The organism is Neptunomonas qingdaonensis, from assembly GCF_900113275.1.
GTDB lineage: Bacteria > Pseudomonadota > Gammaproteobacteria > Pseudomonadales > Balneatricaceae > Neptunomonas > Neptunomonas qingdaonensis.
The window spans coordinates 124,824-139,131 of sequence record NZ_FOOU01000004.1 but is presented as its reverse complement, the minus strand read 5'-3'; the positions used below and the strand labels follow the sequence as shown (position 1 = coordinate 139,131).

The window sequence follows — 14,308 nt, the reverse complement described above, 5'->3', positions numbered from 1 at the left end:
TTTTAATGATTAAAAAGTTAAGTGCCCGGCAAAATGAGAAGTCACTCAAGGCGCTGATGCCGGCGGTAGGTGAGACGGTGTCTGTTCAGTTTCAGGTACCCAGAAAACGTTTCACACTTAAATTATTAGGCTTTAAAGAAAATGGCAGTGTCATTCTGTCTGCACCCAAAGGTAGCGTGAATACGCTGAATCTTGAAGGTGCGCGGTTAACGGCAACGTTAATGGCTGGAAATCGGCGTTGTGCATTTGTCAGCCGGCTGCTTAAGGCGAATCCATCCCCTTACCCTCATTGGCATTTAGCTTATCCTGAGACGGTAGAATACCACCGCGTCAGGACGCATCCGCGTATCCCTGTCAACCTTGCGGTGTCAATCGATCATCAGGATGAAGTACAAGCCGCCAAGTTGGGGATGCCGAGGATCCTGCATACTCAGGATATTAGCTTAAGCGGTATTTCTGTGGATGCCTCATCCGCACTCGGCCAGGTGGGCGATAAATATTTTCTGACGTTACGCTTTCAGGTTAACGCGATGGATCAGGTGATTTTGTTGCCGGCGGTATTGCGTACTATTGAGAATGTTGAGCCCGGTGTTATGCTGCATGGCTTGGAGTTTGAGTCGTTGGAAGAGGAGACTCAATTATTAATCACCGCTTTTGTTTATCAGCAGTATTTGTCAGAACTGGGCTATCTTGAAGATGAATAAACCACGTAATTTTAAGCTGGGATTACTTATCAATCCGTTGGCGGGTTTGGGCGGCAGTGTGGCATTAAAGGGAAGTGATGGTGCCGACACAGCGTCTAAAGCTCTGGCCTTAGGCGCAGAACCAAAAGCTCAATTACGCACACTGGCCGCCTTATCAGTTCTTAAGGATTTGGCCGTCGATATTGTCACCTACCCGGCTGAAATGGGCGAAGATGCAGCGTGTTTTGCGGGTTTTAAACCAACCGTGCTGGGTGAGATAGCCAGCGGAAAAACCACCGCCGAAGACACCGAACGCGCGGCTCAGGCGCTTTATAGCGCAGGTGTCGATCTGATCTTGTTTGCCGGAGGCGATGGTACCGCGCGCAATATTTGCCATGCGCTGCCGGAACAGTTTCCCGTTTTAGGTATTCCCGCCGGCGTTAAAATTCATTCAGGTGTTTATGCGGTCACGCCTAAGGCGGCCGGCGAAATAGTCGCCATGCTGATTCGCGGCGAGCTGGTGACGCTCGGTGAGCAAGAAGTGCGTGATATCGATGAGGAGGCATTTCGGCAAGGGCGTGTGCGTGCTAAGTATTATGGTGAGTTACTGGTTCCGCAAGAGCATCGCTATCTGCAGAATGTGAAGAGTGGAGGTAAAGAGGTAGAAGAGCTGGTGTTAGCTGATATTGCCGCTGATCTGATTGAACGAATGGAGCCGCTAACGCGCTATATTATGGGGTCGGGATCCACGGTTAACGCCGTTATGGATGAGCTCGGGCTGCAAAACACGCTTTTAGGTGTCGACTTGATTGAAGATCACATGCTTATCAGCAGTGATTGCACAGCGCAACAGCTGTTGGAAGAAACATTAGGGCGCAAGACCAAACTGGTGATTACCATTATTGGCGGGCAGGGGCACATTCTGGGGCGCGGAAATCAGCAATTAAGTCCTGAGCTGATTAAGCAGATCGGCAAAGAAAATATCATCGTCATTGCGACAAAAACAAAATTAGAAGCCTTGCAAGGACGTCCGTTGATTGTCGATTCAGGCGATCCAGAGGTAGATAAGTCGTTAGCGGGAGTGATAGCCGTCATTACCGGATATCATGATTCAGTGTTGTACCGGATAGCAGAAATTTAATTAAGACGTGATTTTCTTCATCAGAACACGCTTGGCTGACGGCGGGGCCTGTTCTGATGTTGCTTTCCTGTCAGGCTGTCAGGCCGCCGTTTGAACCTGATTTCGGCCACTTTCTTTTGCTAAGTAAAGCGCTTGATCCGCTCTCTCAATCATCTGTTCCGCCGTTTCAGCCTGAACCCACTGACTAATACCAAAAGAGGCAGTAATTGAACTGATTACTTTGCCGGATTTTTTCTGTTTAATGCGAATCGCTTGTATTTTTTTACGTAAGTTTTCGGCCAGCACGGCGGCTTCTTCTTTCTCTTTTCCGATCAATAAGATGGCAAACTCTTCTCCCCCAAAGCGTACCGGAAGAATGGGTTCCTGACATTCAGCTTTAAGAAGTTTACCGAAATACTGCAGCACTTTATCACCCATTAAATGACCATATTCATCATTAAAATCTTTGAAATGATCAATATCGATCATGATGAGAGTTGCTTTCGCATGATTGTTGGAGCCGGTCACCTGTTCCAGTTCAGTATCAAATACACGTCGATTGAAAAGGCCTGTTAAAGGATCCATGCGTGCATCTAACCGGGTTCTTTTTAGTTCTTCTTTCAGTGCGATTATTTCAGCCTGGGCTTCCATGATCTGTTGTTGAAAAAGGTGGGTGGATTCAGTGATAGAGGCGGTATTTTCAGCTAATCGGCTAATGATGTTGGAGAGTTGAGGGCTACCTTCGGAATTATTTAATTCGACAAGGCTGTCCTCAAGTACGGAACCATAATATGAAGTGTGCTCAGCTGCGTGGTCAACTTGCTCGGTGAGTGTATTGGTTAAGGCTAATAATTGCTTTTTTGTATCTTCAGAGTCTGTGAGGTCATCACTGATAACATGTTCGCGAAATAACTGTTCACCCAGCAGTGAGGGGCAAGTACCGTAAGTATCTAATGTCTGATCAATTTTATAGTTCAGGCTGGGTACTTTTTTAGATACATAGGTATACCAGAGTGCATAATTAAGCGGATTGGGTGGAATATTATACTTAACCATCAGCGGTATAGCTTGGCGTAAATACTCGGCCGATTGTGTAGTATTGTCAGAAAATTTCATACTTTCCCTTTGCTCAACATAATTTTTCTGGCACCAGCCCGTCAGCATGCTCTCGGGCAATTCATTTTAAAAAGCTCGCTAATATAGCGGGCTTTGGCCGAAATAAAAACGATTGGTTAAGCTGCCTTTGTTGTTATTACCGAATAAATTTTTCGGCAAAAAGTCAGTAAACTTTATATTGATATGAGTATAGTTCATTTTAAGTGTTTGAAAGTAGAGTCGTGGTTATTTTGTTCGAACAGTGTAAGAGCTTGAATCTCTACTAAAAGATACTTGACGATGGGACATAATCCGTACAAATTTTTGTTTCCATTCTTGTATGGAATTGCACATATGCAATGGGCACACGGATTACATTTCAACAATCTGAAAGGAGATCTTTTCGGTGGTATAACAGCGGCTATTGTTGCTTTGCCTCTCGCCTTAGCCTTTGGTGTCTCTTCAGGTGCGGGGCCGGTTGCGGGCATGTATGGCGCTATTTTCGTCGGTTTATTTGCCGCTTTGTTTGGTGGTACTCCCTCGCAGGTATCAGGGCCAACCGGGCCTATGACCGTCGTAATGGCGGGAATTTTCACCCATTTTGTCGCATTGGATCCCGTCAGTGGGCCGGCGATGGCTTTTACGGTCGTTATGCTCGGTGGCGCATTCCAGATTCTATTTGGTGTTTTCCGTTTGGGGCAGTTCATCACCCTGATGCCTTTTCCTGTTATATCCGGCTTTATGACGGGAATAGGAACCATCATTATCTTGCTGCAATTGGCCCCGTTACTGGGCGCGGCCAGTGTCCCTACTGTATTAGCTGTGATTGAGCACTTGCCTGATATGATTCAATCAACTAATCCAAAGGCATTGATGTTAGGTGTCATTACCTTGGTCATTGTTTTTTTCTGCCCGAAATCGGTTGCCAGATACTTTCCTCCTGCGCTTTTAGCGATGCTGCTGGGTACTTTTCTTTCTTTTACATTGGCCGGTGTGGATGTGATTGGCGAGATACCTAGCGGTTTCCCGTCCGTGCATTGGCCTGAGTTCGATATCGGGCTGATGAAAGAAATGGTCATTTCATCCCTGATGCTCGCCACACTGGGCTCAATTGATTCGTTATTGACCTCTATCGTTGCTGATAATATGACAAAAAAGCAGCACAAGTCGGATCGCGAGCTGATCGGTCAGGGGATCGGTAATATGGTCGCTGGTTTTTTTGGTGGGCTTCCAGGGGCGGGGGCTACTATGCGAACGGTAGTGAATATACGGGCGGGTGGTCAAACGCCTATCTCAGGTATGGTGCATGCTATTATTTTACTGATTATTGTATTGGGAGCGGGCTCGTTCGCGGCACATATCCCTCTGGCAGTGCTTGCCGGGATTCTGATGAAAGTGGGTATCGATATTATCGATTGGCGTTTTTTAAAACGGGTTCATAATGCGCCATTGTTTGTCATGTTCCTGATGGTTTCTGTATGGCTGTTAACGGTGTTCGTTGATTTGATTACGGCGGTGGCCGTGGGGGTTTTTCTCGCTAATATATACACAGTTCGGCGTTTGACAGAAACACAGCTCGATTCTGTACGCATCGTACAGGATGACAAAAAAGATCATTACTTTTTAAGTGAGCATGAAAGCGAAATACTCATGTCGGCAGCAGGCCGAATTCTACTCTATCAGTTGAATGGTCCTCTCAGCTACGCAGCGGCGAAAGGGATTTCTAACAAGTTGATGGCCTGTACCAGCCATGAGACCTTACTGCTGGACTTTAGTAATGTGCCGCATATCGATGTGTCTACGGCGATGGCATTGGAGGAGGTTATTATTGATTCACATTTGGCCGCACAGAATGTAATGATTGTAGGTGCCAAGCCTGAGGTGGAGAGAATCTTACAGCGAATGCGGGTCGCGACGTTAATACCTGATAACTATCATTTCCCAGATAGGACGGCTGCACTTGATGCAGCCGCTAAACTGTTATCGACACCAGATAGTGAGCTTTGAAAACCAGGGCAGAGACTGCATTGATTCATTCATCTGCTCACTTAATGCAGATGCCGAATACTCTCCCAGAGACTCTATATTCTTGGGATCAAATTTAAGCTCGATCTCAATCAGGTCATGCAGGTAATGCAAGGTGACATGGTAATCTTTGATATCAGGCGCATACCGATGCAAGTGTTCTGCGATCGCTTCTTCTATCTCTTCTCTTAAAGGCAGCACCCGACAATAGCTTTCTTCAGCATCATCATATGTATCAATGTGGAAAATAACATGGCCAATGTCATCGAAGCGCTGCAGTAATTTAATGACAGCGGCATCACCTATCCAGTGTCCTTCTGATGCGCTGCAGTATGGCGCTACCTGAATATGCATCTCAAGTAGACTTTTGCTGCCCATATTCCGGCTTTTAAAGTGATGCACATTAATAATACCGTTAACTTCTTCTACTACTTCCTGTAGTTCTTTAACACGTTCTTCCGGTAATGCAGTATCGACTAACTCTTTTATGCTGTTCCATGTCAGATCCCAGCCTATTTTTCCTACGAAGGCGGCGACTATAACCGCGGCTAATATGTCTAACCACGGATAGCCAGCCATCGCGCCAAGAATACCGAACAGCACAACAATCGAAGAAAAAGCGTCAGTTCTGCTGTGCCAGGCATTGGCGATCAACAGGTCAGACTTAAGTCTTTTTCCTGCAGCAAGAGTGTAACGGAAGATCCACTCTTTGCTGAGTATGGAAAGCAGGGCAACCAGTAAGGCTGGCCATCCCGGCGTTGGGATAGTAGAAGAGGTCCAGAATTCACGAATGCTTTCAAACGCCATCGCGCCCGCCACGGCGATAAGTACACAACCTAAAAATACGGTCCCGATGGTTTCAAAGCGAGCATGTCCCCATGGGTGTTCATCATCAGGCTCATCGTGCGAGAAGTGAAAGATGATAACAACCATAAAGTCGGTAAGAAGGTCGGAAAAAGAGTGTATTCCGTCAGCAATCAGCGCATTAGAGTTTGCTGCTGTACCAATAATGATTTTAGCAAAACCCAGTAGCGTATCGAGGATAGCCCCGATGATAGTGACCTTTTGGGCTTCTTTGTTTCTGTTTGGGGAAATAGACATGTTATAAGCCGATCATTTAAACCAGCGGCATAGTAACCTGATGTAAGGAATCGAGCCAGTTAAAAGGCCTGAAAAAAGTTATTTTTTTCATCAATCTTGGCTTGACATAAAAAAATATCAACTTCTGCTTTTTCTTTAGAGTGAATATTGATCAACAATGATTTTTTCCCGAAATGATTATATAACTAATTGAAAAATATACAGAAATACAGCTGGTTAAAAAGTAACCAATATGAGTAGAGTCTTGTTAAATGGGCTCTGTAAGACGTTTTTCTTACGGAATCCACAGGGTTATCCACAAGATGTGTGTGTACCTTGCTCTAGCCCATATATGGCGTAGGATTGGGTATAGATTTTAAATGGTTGTTTGACGTAACAGAAAAATCTAGACTGCTTTTTCTGTGTGCGATAAAAGGGATTTCCTAATGGAAAGTACGGGGTATATACAGATTATTTTACCGCTTGCACTGTTTCTGATTATGTTGGGAATTGGCCTGTCATTATCTGTGAATGACTTCTTAGTATTAAAGGCACAACCTCGTGCAGTCGTTGTGGGAAGTTTGATGCAATTAGTTGGCTTGCCCATAGTGGGATATGCGGTAGTGACTTTAATGAACTTACCACCCGTGTATGCCGTCGGTTTGATGATTCTGACGTTTGCGCCAGGTGGGGCAACCTCCAATATGATTAGCTACCTGTGTAAAGCAGACACGGCTTTATCGGTCAGTTTAACGGTGGTCGCCAGTGTTCTGACTCCTTTTACATTACCTCTGCTTTCTTATTGGGCGCTTACTCACTGGCTTTCTGCTGTGTCACCTATGCCGTTTCCTGTTGTGCAAACCATGCTGAAATTGTTGGCGATCGCACTCGTGCCTGTTTTGCTCGGTATGTGGATGCATAAAAAGATGCCTCGCATTGCCAGCAAGTTGCAGCCGTTGATTAAATGGAGCTCATTGCTGTTTATGCTAGTGGTTGTTACAGGGATTGTTGTTGCCAATAAAGATAAGTTATCGCCTATGCTGATGCAGGTTGGGCCCGCTGTCATGTTACTGTCGATAACCGCCATGCTGGCTGGAGCTTGGGTTGCTAAGCGTTGCAGTTTCTCATCACAGCAGTGTATGACGGTAGCGATTGAAACAGGTATACAAAATGCCGGGCTGGCGTTGGTTATTACCGGCGCTGTATTGCATAACCCTGAGATGTCGGGTGTGGTGTTATTGTACGGCGTTCTTATGCAGATTCCGGCATTAGTATTAATTGCCTACCGGCATTGGTCCTGGAGGCAGGCTGCAGTCGTATTAGAAAGCTAATCAATGCCGATAATTTTATGCGTCTGTAGGCTCAGTTTCCATTGTGGGTGGCGCAAGCAGTAGGCGATGGTATCTTGGGTGTTGTTTGTTTGCCCGGGTTTATCTATGAGATCATCCATGGGTTGTAAGTAAAAGTGGTCAAACTGCAGAGCATTGAATTTTTCAGGCATGGCATCTGTTTGTGGATACACCAGCTTTAGCTCGTTGCCTTTTTGTATGATGACCTCTGTTGTGGATTTTGGGCTAACACAAATCCAGTCTATATTGCGCGGTAGAGGTTTGGTTCCGTTGGTTTCTATTGCTATTTCAAAACCTACGGCATGCATTGCCATGACTAAAGCCTTGTCGAGTTGCAGGGCAGGTTCGCCGCCGGTAAAGACAACATAAGGAGTGCCTTCAGGCGTTGCCCAGAAACTTTTGATTTTGTTGGCAAGAGATTCAGCCGTAGCAAACTTCCCGCCATTTTGACCGTCTGTACCTATAAAATCAGTGTCGCAAAAATTACAGATGGCACTGGCTCTGTCTTGCTCGCGTCCAGACCATAAATTGCAGCCGGTAAAACGACAAAAGACAGCTGGCCGTCCCGCATGGGCGCCTTCCCCCTGCAATGTGTAGAACATCTCTTTTACACTGTACATATTTTCACACTATTTATATTGATACACTTTACATAACGAAGAGCAATATTTTGCAATGGCCAGAGTCTACAGACGCCAGAAATCTTATCAAGCAATTATATGCGATTTTGTTCGCCCTAAGTCGTATCAATTGTTTCTGGAAGATCAAACTTGACTGGTGTATAAATTAACTAATTCTAAATTAATAAATTCTTATAATAAAAAAGCAGGTTAACTATGTTTATTAAAACAATTTCATCGGTAGTGTTTGCAGGATTATTGATGACTTCTGCTATCGTCACGGCAGATGAGAAGCCCAGAGTAATGATTGCGCCGGATCTGTTCTCTTTCGAAGTGATGCATGACGGCGAGCCTATGGAAGTTAAGCGCAATCAGGATCCGGAAAATCGTATTACGGAACTATACGCTACAACATATCGTGGTATGCCACAACCGATGCACCCGTTTGAGCCATACGATGTAGAGACGATTGGTGAACGTGAATTTGTGCTGTATATGATGCAAGCACAGAACGATAAAAATATTATGATTGTTGATACTCGTACGATTGGTTGGCATGAGCGACTGACTATCCCCGGCGCTGTAAGTTACCCCTACACTATGATGGATGTTCCGGAGGACAGAGACTGGGCACTGGATGATTTCGGCGTGATCAAGCAGTCTGATGGCGTTTATGATTTCAGTGGTGCAAAGACATTGGCTATGTTCTGTAATGGATACTGGTGTGGTCAGACACCGGCAATGGTCAGAGCAATGCTGGAAGTGGGGTATCCTGAAGATAAGATCAAATATTACCGTGGCGGTATGCAAGCCTGGACGAGTTTAGGGCTAACCGTAGTAGGCGACGCGGCTACCGTAGAGTAGTTAGTTAACGAACCTATTTAACAAAGCTATCTAATTAAAGTAACGAAAAAGAGGGCATTTTATTGAAAAAGCCCTCTTTTTTTATCTATGCCAGTTAAAAATTAACGCTTGGAATCAGCGCTGTATCTGACCGCCAAAAGCTTCCAGTAGTTGCGGATAAAGGCGCTGGCATTCCAGAGCCAGACGGGCCATATCACTGTCCAATCTTACCAATGGGTCTTCTGAAGATTCTTCATTTAGCGTTTGTGTCAGCTCATCCGTTGGTTTTACACGCTTAACCGACAAATCATCCTGTAGGATGAAGCTAAGTGTTTCATCCCACTGCAAAGCCAGTTTTGTGACTTTCTTACCGGTTTCCAGGTGAGCTATCACTTCGCTGCTATGCAGATCATGCCCTTTAATGCGGATAACGCCGGCTTCTTCTGTCTGATCTTTTAATTCACACTCATCCAGGCAGGTAAAGGCTGGAAAAGCGCTGGTCTGCTGTAACCATTCAGACATAACGACACCGGGGGATTGCACCGTTTCAGGTAGCGCGACGGGTAGTGTAGTCAGGCTGTTACGGAGCAGGTTGAGTAGCTCTTCTGCACTTTTATGACTGGAGCTGTCGATAACAATAAAACCCGCACGCGGTAAAATCAGTGCACTGGTTTGTTGAAAGCGACTGAAAGCGCGAGGAAGCAGATCAAGAATAATCTCATCCTTCATTTGCAGTTGTTCTTTGCGATAGACCTTGCGCCCCTGTTCGTGCTCAATCTGAGCGACCTTATCATTCAGGTTTTTCTTAATAACGTTGGCGGGTATTATCTTTTCTTCTTTTTGTGCGGTGATTAAAAAAGCACCAGAAGAGGAGAACACTGTTTGCTGATCCAATGCTGGGTGAGGAGCAACCCAGCCGTAGCGGCTCAGTTCCTGACTGCGGCACGGTTCAAACAGATGTTCAGAGAAGGCTGTTTCCAGTTGTTCCTGGGTGTAGTCTCGTTGCTCAGTAAACCGATAAAAGATGAAATTTTTGAACCACATAACGCTTCCACTATTAGAAAATTAAAATCGTAGCTAGCTTAGTGTGAAATCCATCAGAGTGACAGTACAAATAAAAGTTAACCTATGATTAAAAGAGAAAATGAATAGCACCTTCTTTAGAGAAGAGATCATGAATGATGCACTGACGAGCTTACATTTTGATCAGCAGGTTTTAACCTGAATGCGTAAGTGAATAGCATTGGCTTATTGTCAGCTTTTCTCTTTATACTGTGGTCTTCTCGTAATTTATTAAGATGTCCTCACTCATGTGCTTAGCATGCGGCTTTGTAGCGTTGGGCATTTCCAATATGACTATCTACGAACAACTAACCTGAGAGCTTTGCACGAGCCGATATTCTGTTTTCGGCTAAGGCAAAAACGCACGGAATAAGGGGCTTTGTATTTATAAAAGACTGTTTTTAAATGATCGAATGAGTACGCTTTTAGCACCGCCAGAAGTCAACCGAGCAAGCGTGCAAAGGTCTCAACCTATATTAGCTAATGTAAAGGGTATCTAAGAATTATGAAGCTTTTCAGCTGCATTTGTGGCGTAACCAGTTCTTTATTTTTTGAAAGTACTCAATGTACAACGTGCGGGCGTTTGACGGGATACTGCCAGGATATAAAAGCAGTCATCGGCTTTGATAAGACAGAGCTTGATGGCATATATACATCCACTGTTAACGGCAAAAGCTATCGCCAGTGTGATAATTACAGTCTTCATCAAGCATGTAATGGTATGGTGCCGACTGATAGCATTGAGGCAGATGTTCTCCCCAATCAAATGTTATGTTTTAGTTGTCATTTCAATGACAACATACCGAACTTATCCGTGCCGGGGCATATAAACCTCTGGCGTAAACTGGAAATGGCTAAGCGGCGCACACTCCTGACATTAGATGCTTTAAATCTGCCGTTACTGGATAAGCAAGAAGATCCGGAAATGGGGCTTAGTTTTGATTTTTTGGCCGATAAGCAGGTTAATGATCACTTCGCTACCCCCTTGGATGGGCATGAGCCGGTCTTTACAGGGCATAATAATGGTCACATCACTATAAATATTGCAGAGGCCGATGACGTAGCGCGAGCATCGACGCGTCTTGCAATGGGAGAGCGGTACCGCACTCTCCTTGGGCATTTTCGCCATGAAATAGGCCATTATTATTGGGAGTTGCTAGTCTCGCGACAGTCTGCAGAATGTAAACGCTTCAGAGCCCTTTTCGGAGATGAGCGTGAAAGTTATCAGGACGCGCTGGATCACCATTATGAGCATGGAGCTCCTGAAAACTGGCAGGATAACTTCATTTCTCAATATGCGAGTATGCACCCCTGGGAGGATTTTGCTGAAACCTGGTCACACTATATGCACATGATTGATACACTGGAAACGGCTCAAACATTTGGTTTGCAAATCACTACGAATAACCATTCGGATGACAGCACCGATATGACAGAGTTGAGCTTGCCGCAAGCTATCAACTACTTTGATAAAAAATCATCACTGCTGGATATGATTGAGACGTGGGTACGTTTCTCAGTCATTCTCAATTCACTTAATCGTAGTATGGGGCTGCCTGATGCTTACCCGTTTGTTTTCAACGAGGTGATTGAGAAAAAGCTGCGCTATATACACTACCTGATACATTCTTCTGCCAGCCAGAAGAAAGTAAAACAGCCTCAGGACAAAACTGCTCCAGAGCATTAATTCAGCTAACTGAAATGGCAGGCCAATACCGGTTGGTCTGTCATACCCGTCTATGTATTTCCTTTCTGCGCCCAACTGATTAAGCGGTTCTAATCTAATAGATTCATTTTCACTGACTCAAATTAATGGATCCGACTTATCTGATCTACCTCAACTGATCTGATTTAACCGTTAATCCGTATGCAATGTAATAGATTGAGGTGAATATGTTGTTTGGCTTATCGTGGAAAATCTGGATCAATTTTATCGGTTTCAATCTGATTTGGGTTTTGAGTATTTTCAGCGGTAATGAGTCGGTACTTTGGGTATTGTTGCTTCTACTGCTGCATTTTCTGGTTATTAGCAAACCTTTTGTCGAGCTGTCAGTCGTGTTGGCGACCGCTTTGATAGGGTATAGCGTCGATTGCTTATTAACGCTCTCGGGGGTGTTCAGGTTTGAGCAGGTCCAGGGTATTACACCTGTCTGGTTGATCCTTTTGTGGATCGGCTTTTGCTCCACTCTCAGACATAGCCTGAGCTTCTTTTCTGAAAAATATCTTGTGGCTTCGGTAGCCGGGGCCATTGCAGGAAGCATCACATACTTGTCAGCCGCACATTTTGGTGCGGTTGAGTTGCCACTTTCCCCCGTTGTTAGTGTTGCTGTTCTGGCAAGCGTCTGGGCTTTTTTATTCCCGGCGTTGCTTTGGATATCTTTTGAGTTAAGTAAAGTAATGAGTAAGCGCTTATGTTTATAAAATCAATCTTCTTCGTTTTATTACTCTGTTCTGTTGAGGTTTTAGGGCAAACATTGCCAGAAAACTGGAAGCGTATAGGCGAAGCTGAGCTAAGTATTCTTTGGTTTGATGTTTATGACGCCGAGCTTCTCTCTCCTGATGGTCGTTATTCGGGTGTTAATAGCCCTCTGGTCCTTAAGCTTAATTACCGTCGTAATATAAGCCAGCGTGATTTGTTGGAGGAAACGCAAAAGCAGATTAAAAAATTTGCTCGTACAGATCAAGCGGATCGTTGGGTGGCCAGGCTGTCACAGGTCTGGCCAGACATTTACAAAGGAGACCAGCTTGCCTTTTGGATTGATCATGAAAATACCGGACATTTCTTTTATAACGAGGACTGGGTGGGTTCATTTCAAGACCCGGCATTCAGTAACGCCTTTATTCAGATCTGGCTTTCGGACAACAGCAACTATCCCGATTTGGCAAAGAAACTCAGAGGGAGTGTTAAGTAATGAAGCTATTAGCATTAAAAGATCTGAATTTTAAAAATCTGGCAAAGGTGGCTCTTATGGTTTCTATTCCTTTTATATCGGCTTGTGCCGTCAATATTGATGAGTACAGTGAGGTTAAGCCCGAGCTGGATCTTAGCGAGTTCTTTAATGGTCACCTTGAGGCTTACGGTATTGTTCAGGATTTCAAAGGAAAGGTCAGTCGGCGCTTTACGGCTGATATTCTTGGTCAGTGGGAGGGCGATAAAGGGGTACTCGATGAGCAATTTGTTTTCGCCGATGGTGAAGAGCAACACCGCTGCTGGCATCTTAACAAATCAGGACAAGAGTACACAGGTACGGCAGGTGATGTGGTAGGTGAAGCGAAAGGGAAAGTGGCAGGTAACGCTTTGAATTGGTCTTACGTTTTATCGGTTCCTGTCGAGGGTAAGTACTGGAATATTAACCTGAATGATTGGATGTATTTAGTGGATGAAAATAATCTGATCAATCGGGCGAAAATGAGTAAGTTCGGCTTGGAAGTAGGGCAAATAACACTGTATATCCGTAAAGTTTCTTCGCAAGCTCATCGTCCGTTAACTCAGGGCTGCCGAACTTAGATTAAGAGATTAGAGTTAGATTAAAGAGAGAGTTTGAAGTGAGAGTTTAGAGAGAGTTTAGAGAGAGTTTAGAGAGAGTTTAAACTAAGAGTTAAGACTCAAAGAGTTGAGTGGGAGGGTACGGATGAGTATGAATAGGAATTTACCCTGGCGTAGCGTCTGGATTACGGGTGCCGGCCGGGGTATTGGTGAAGCGCTGGCCATTTTATGTGTACAGCATGGATTAACTGTTTATGCCTCGTCACGAACCACCTCAGAGCTTGAGCGTTTAAAAGATAGCTGCCAGCGTTACCCAGGAAGCATAGTGCCAACGCCTTTGGATATAACAGATCCACGACAAATTGAGGAAGTGATGCAAAGCTGGGATAAGGGGGCTGGCTTACCCGAGCTGGTGATTTTGAATGCTGGCACGCATGATCCTTTTCCAGCTCAGGCATTCAGTGCACAGCGCTGCCAACGGGTGTTTGATATCAACCTTCAGGGAACCATTAATTGCCTTGATCCGGTGCTAAAGCGCATGCTGAAAAATGATTCAGGACAGGTTGCCGTGATGGCTTCAGTCGCGGGATATCGTGGTTTGCCGACAGCAGCGGCTTATGGTGCCAGTAAGGCGGCGTTGATTCACCTTTGTGAAGCACTTCGGCTGGATCTGAAAGACAGTAATATTACATTGCAAGTCATCAACCCGGGCTTTGTTCGTACTCCGCTGACCGATAAAAATGATTTTAAAATGCCTGCACTACAGGAGCCTGAAGAGGCGGCCGAGAGTATTATTAAGGGCCTGTTGAGCAAGCGTTTTGAAATAGCGTTTCCTGGCCGCTTTGTCTGTTTTTTGAAATTACTGCGTATTCTTCCTTATAGTTGGTACTTCAAGTTGATAGGGAAAACCGTCAAAACATAACGAACGATAATAGCGCGTATTA

14 protein-coding genes are annotated in these 14,308 nt (G+C 44.9%); 10 read left to right on the top strand and 4 right to left on the bottom strand.

Annotated elements, in window-relative coordinates:
• The first annotated feature begins 5 nt into the window (after positions 1 to 5).
• Positions 6 to 704, top strand: a complete 699-nt coding sequence (locus BM099_RS07650) for a flagellar brake protein (RefSeq protein WP_090726390.1) — start codon at positions 6 to 8, stop codon at positions 702 to 704.
• The gene (locus BM099_RS07645) at positions 697 to 1,824 is read left to right on the top strand and encodes an ATP-NAD kinase family protein (RefSeq protein ID WP_090726389.1); all 1,128 of its coding nucleotides are present in this window, start codon (positions 697 to 699) and stop codon (positions 1,822 to 1,824) included. The genes BM099_RS07650 and BM099_RS07645 overlap by 8 nt, the downstream gene beginning before the upstream one ends.
• 78 nt (positions 1,825 to 1,902) lie before the next feature.
• Here BM099_RS07645 and BM099_RS07640 read toward each other — a convergent pair whose 3' ends face one another.
• Entirely contained in the window at positions 1,903 to 2,919 is a 1,017-nt protein-coding gene (locus BM099_RS07640) for a GGDEF domain-containing protein (RefSeq protein ID WP_090726811.1), read from the bottom strand.
• Positions 2,920 to 3,252: 333 nt separating this feature from the next.
• Between BM099_RS07640 and BM099_RS07635 the strand changes: the two genes are divergently transcribed.
• On the top strand, positions 3,253 to 4,905 hold the full coding sequence (locus BM099_RS07635; protein WP_177201112.1) for a SulP family inorganic anion transporter: 1,653 nt from the start codon (positions 3,253 to 3,255) through the stop codon (positions 4,903 to 4,905).
• On the opposite strand, the gene BM099_RS07630 is transcribed toward BM099_RS07635, so the two are convergent.
• A complete protein-coding gene (locus tag BM099_RS07630) occupies positions 4,879 to 6,024 on the bottom strand; it encodes a cation diffusion facilitator family transporter (protein ID WP_090726385.1) in 1,146 nt (381 codons plus the stop codon). The two genes, BM099_RS07635 and BM099_RS07630, sit on opposite strands and share 27 nt — an antisense overlap.
• A 425-nt stretch (positions 6,025 to 6,449) precedes the next feature.
• On the opposite strand from BM099_RS07630, the gene BM099_RS07625 reads away from it, so the two are divergent.
• A complete protein-coding gene (locus BM099_RS07625) occupies positions 6,450 to 7,334 on the top strand; it encodes a bile acid:sodium symporter family protein (RefSeq protein ID WP_090726383.1) in 885 nt (294 codons plus the stop codon).
• Here the strand turns inward: BM099_RS07625 and queE are convergent.
• Complete coding sequence (queE, locus tag BM099_RS07620) at positions 7,331 to 7,972, bottom strand: 7-carboxy-7-deazaguanine synthase (RefSeq protein WP_090726380.1); 642 nt, start codon at positions 7,970 to 7,972, stop codon at positions 7,331 to 7,333. The genes BM099_RS07625 and queE overlap by 4 nt on opposite strands.
• A gap of 216 nt (positions 7,973 to 8,188) precedes the next feature.
• On the opposite strand from queE, the gene BM099_RS07615 reads away from it, so the two are divergent.
• The gene (locus BM099_RS07615) at positions 8,189 to 8,836 is read left to right on the top strand and encodes a rhodanese-like domain-containing protein (protein ID WP_090726378.1); all 648 of its coding nucleotides are present in this window, start codon (positions 8,189 to 8,191) and stop codon (positions 8,834 to 8,836) included.
• Positions 8,837 to 8,950: 114 nt separating this feature from the next.
• Here the strand turns inward: BM099_RS07615 and rdgC are convergent, their stop codons facing one another.
• Positions 8,951 to 9,859, bottom strand: coding sequence for a recombination-associated protein RdgC (gene rdgC, locus BM099_RS07610; protein WP_090726376.1), 909 nt, complete (start codon positions 9,857 to 9,859; stop codon positions 8,951 to 8,953).
• A gap of 523 nt (positions 9,860 to 10,382) precedes the next feature.
• Between rdgC and BM099_RS07605 the strand changes: the two genes are divergently transcribed.
• The 5 genes from BM099_RS07605 to BM099_RS07585 all read left to right on the top strand — a co-directional run bounded on the left by BM099_RS07605 (position 10,383) and on the right by BM099_RS07585 (position 14,286).
• Positions 10,383 to 11,564, top strand: coding sequence for a zinc-binding metallopeptidase family protein (locus tag BM099_RS07605; protein ID WP_090726374.1), 1,182 nt, complete (start codon positions 10,383 to 10,385; stop codon positions 11,562 to 11,564).
• 206 nt (positions 11,565 to 11,770) lie between these two features.
• Complete coding sequence (locus BM099_RS07600) at positions 11,771 to 12,298, top strand: DUF2878 domain-containing protein (protein WP_090726372.1); 528 nt, start codon at positions 11,771 to 11,773, stop codon at positions 12,296 to 12,298.
• A complete protein-coding gene (locus BM099_RS07595) occupies positions 12,289 to 12,789 on the top strand; it encodes a chalcone isomerase family protein (RefSeq protein WP_090726370.1) in 501 nt (166 codons plus the stop codon). Before BM099_RS07600 ends, BM099_RS07595 begins: the two co-directional genes overlap by 10 nt.
• Positions 12,789 to 13,385 (top strand): DUF3833 domain-containing protein, encoded by a 597-nt coding sequence (locus BM099_RS07590; RefSeq protein ID WP_177201111.1) that lies wholly within the window; start codon positions 12,789 to 12,791, stop codon positions 13,383 to 13,385. Before BM099_RS07595 ends, BM099_RS07590 begins: the two co-directional genes overlap by 1 nt.
• Positions 13,386 to 13,509: 124 nt before the next feature.
• Entirely contained in the window at positions 13,510 to 14,286 is a 777-nt protein-coding gene (locus BM099_RS07585; RefSeq protein ID WP_232349061.1) for an SDR family NAD(P)-dependent oxidoreductase, read from the top strand.
• Positions 14,287 to 14,308 lie beyond the last annotated feature (22 nt).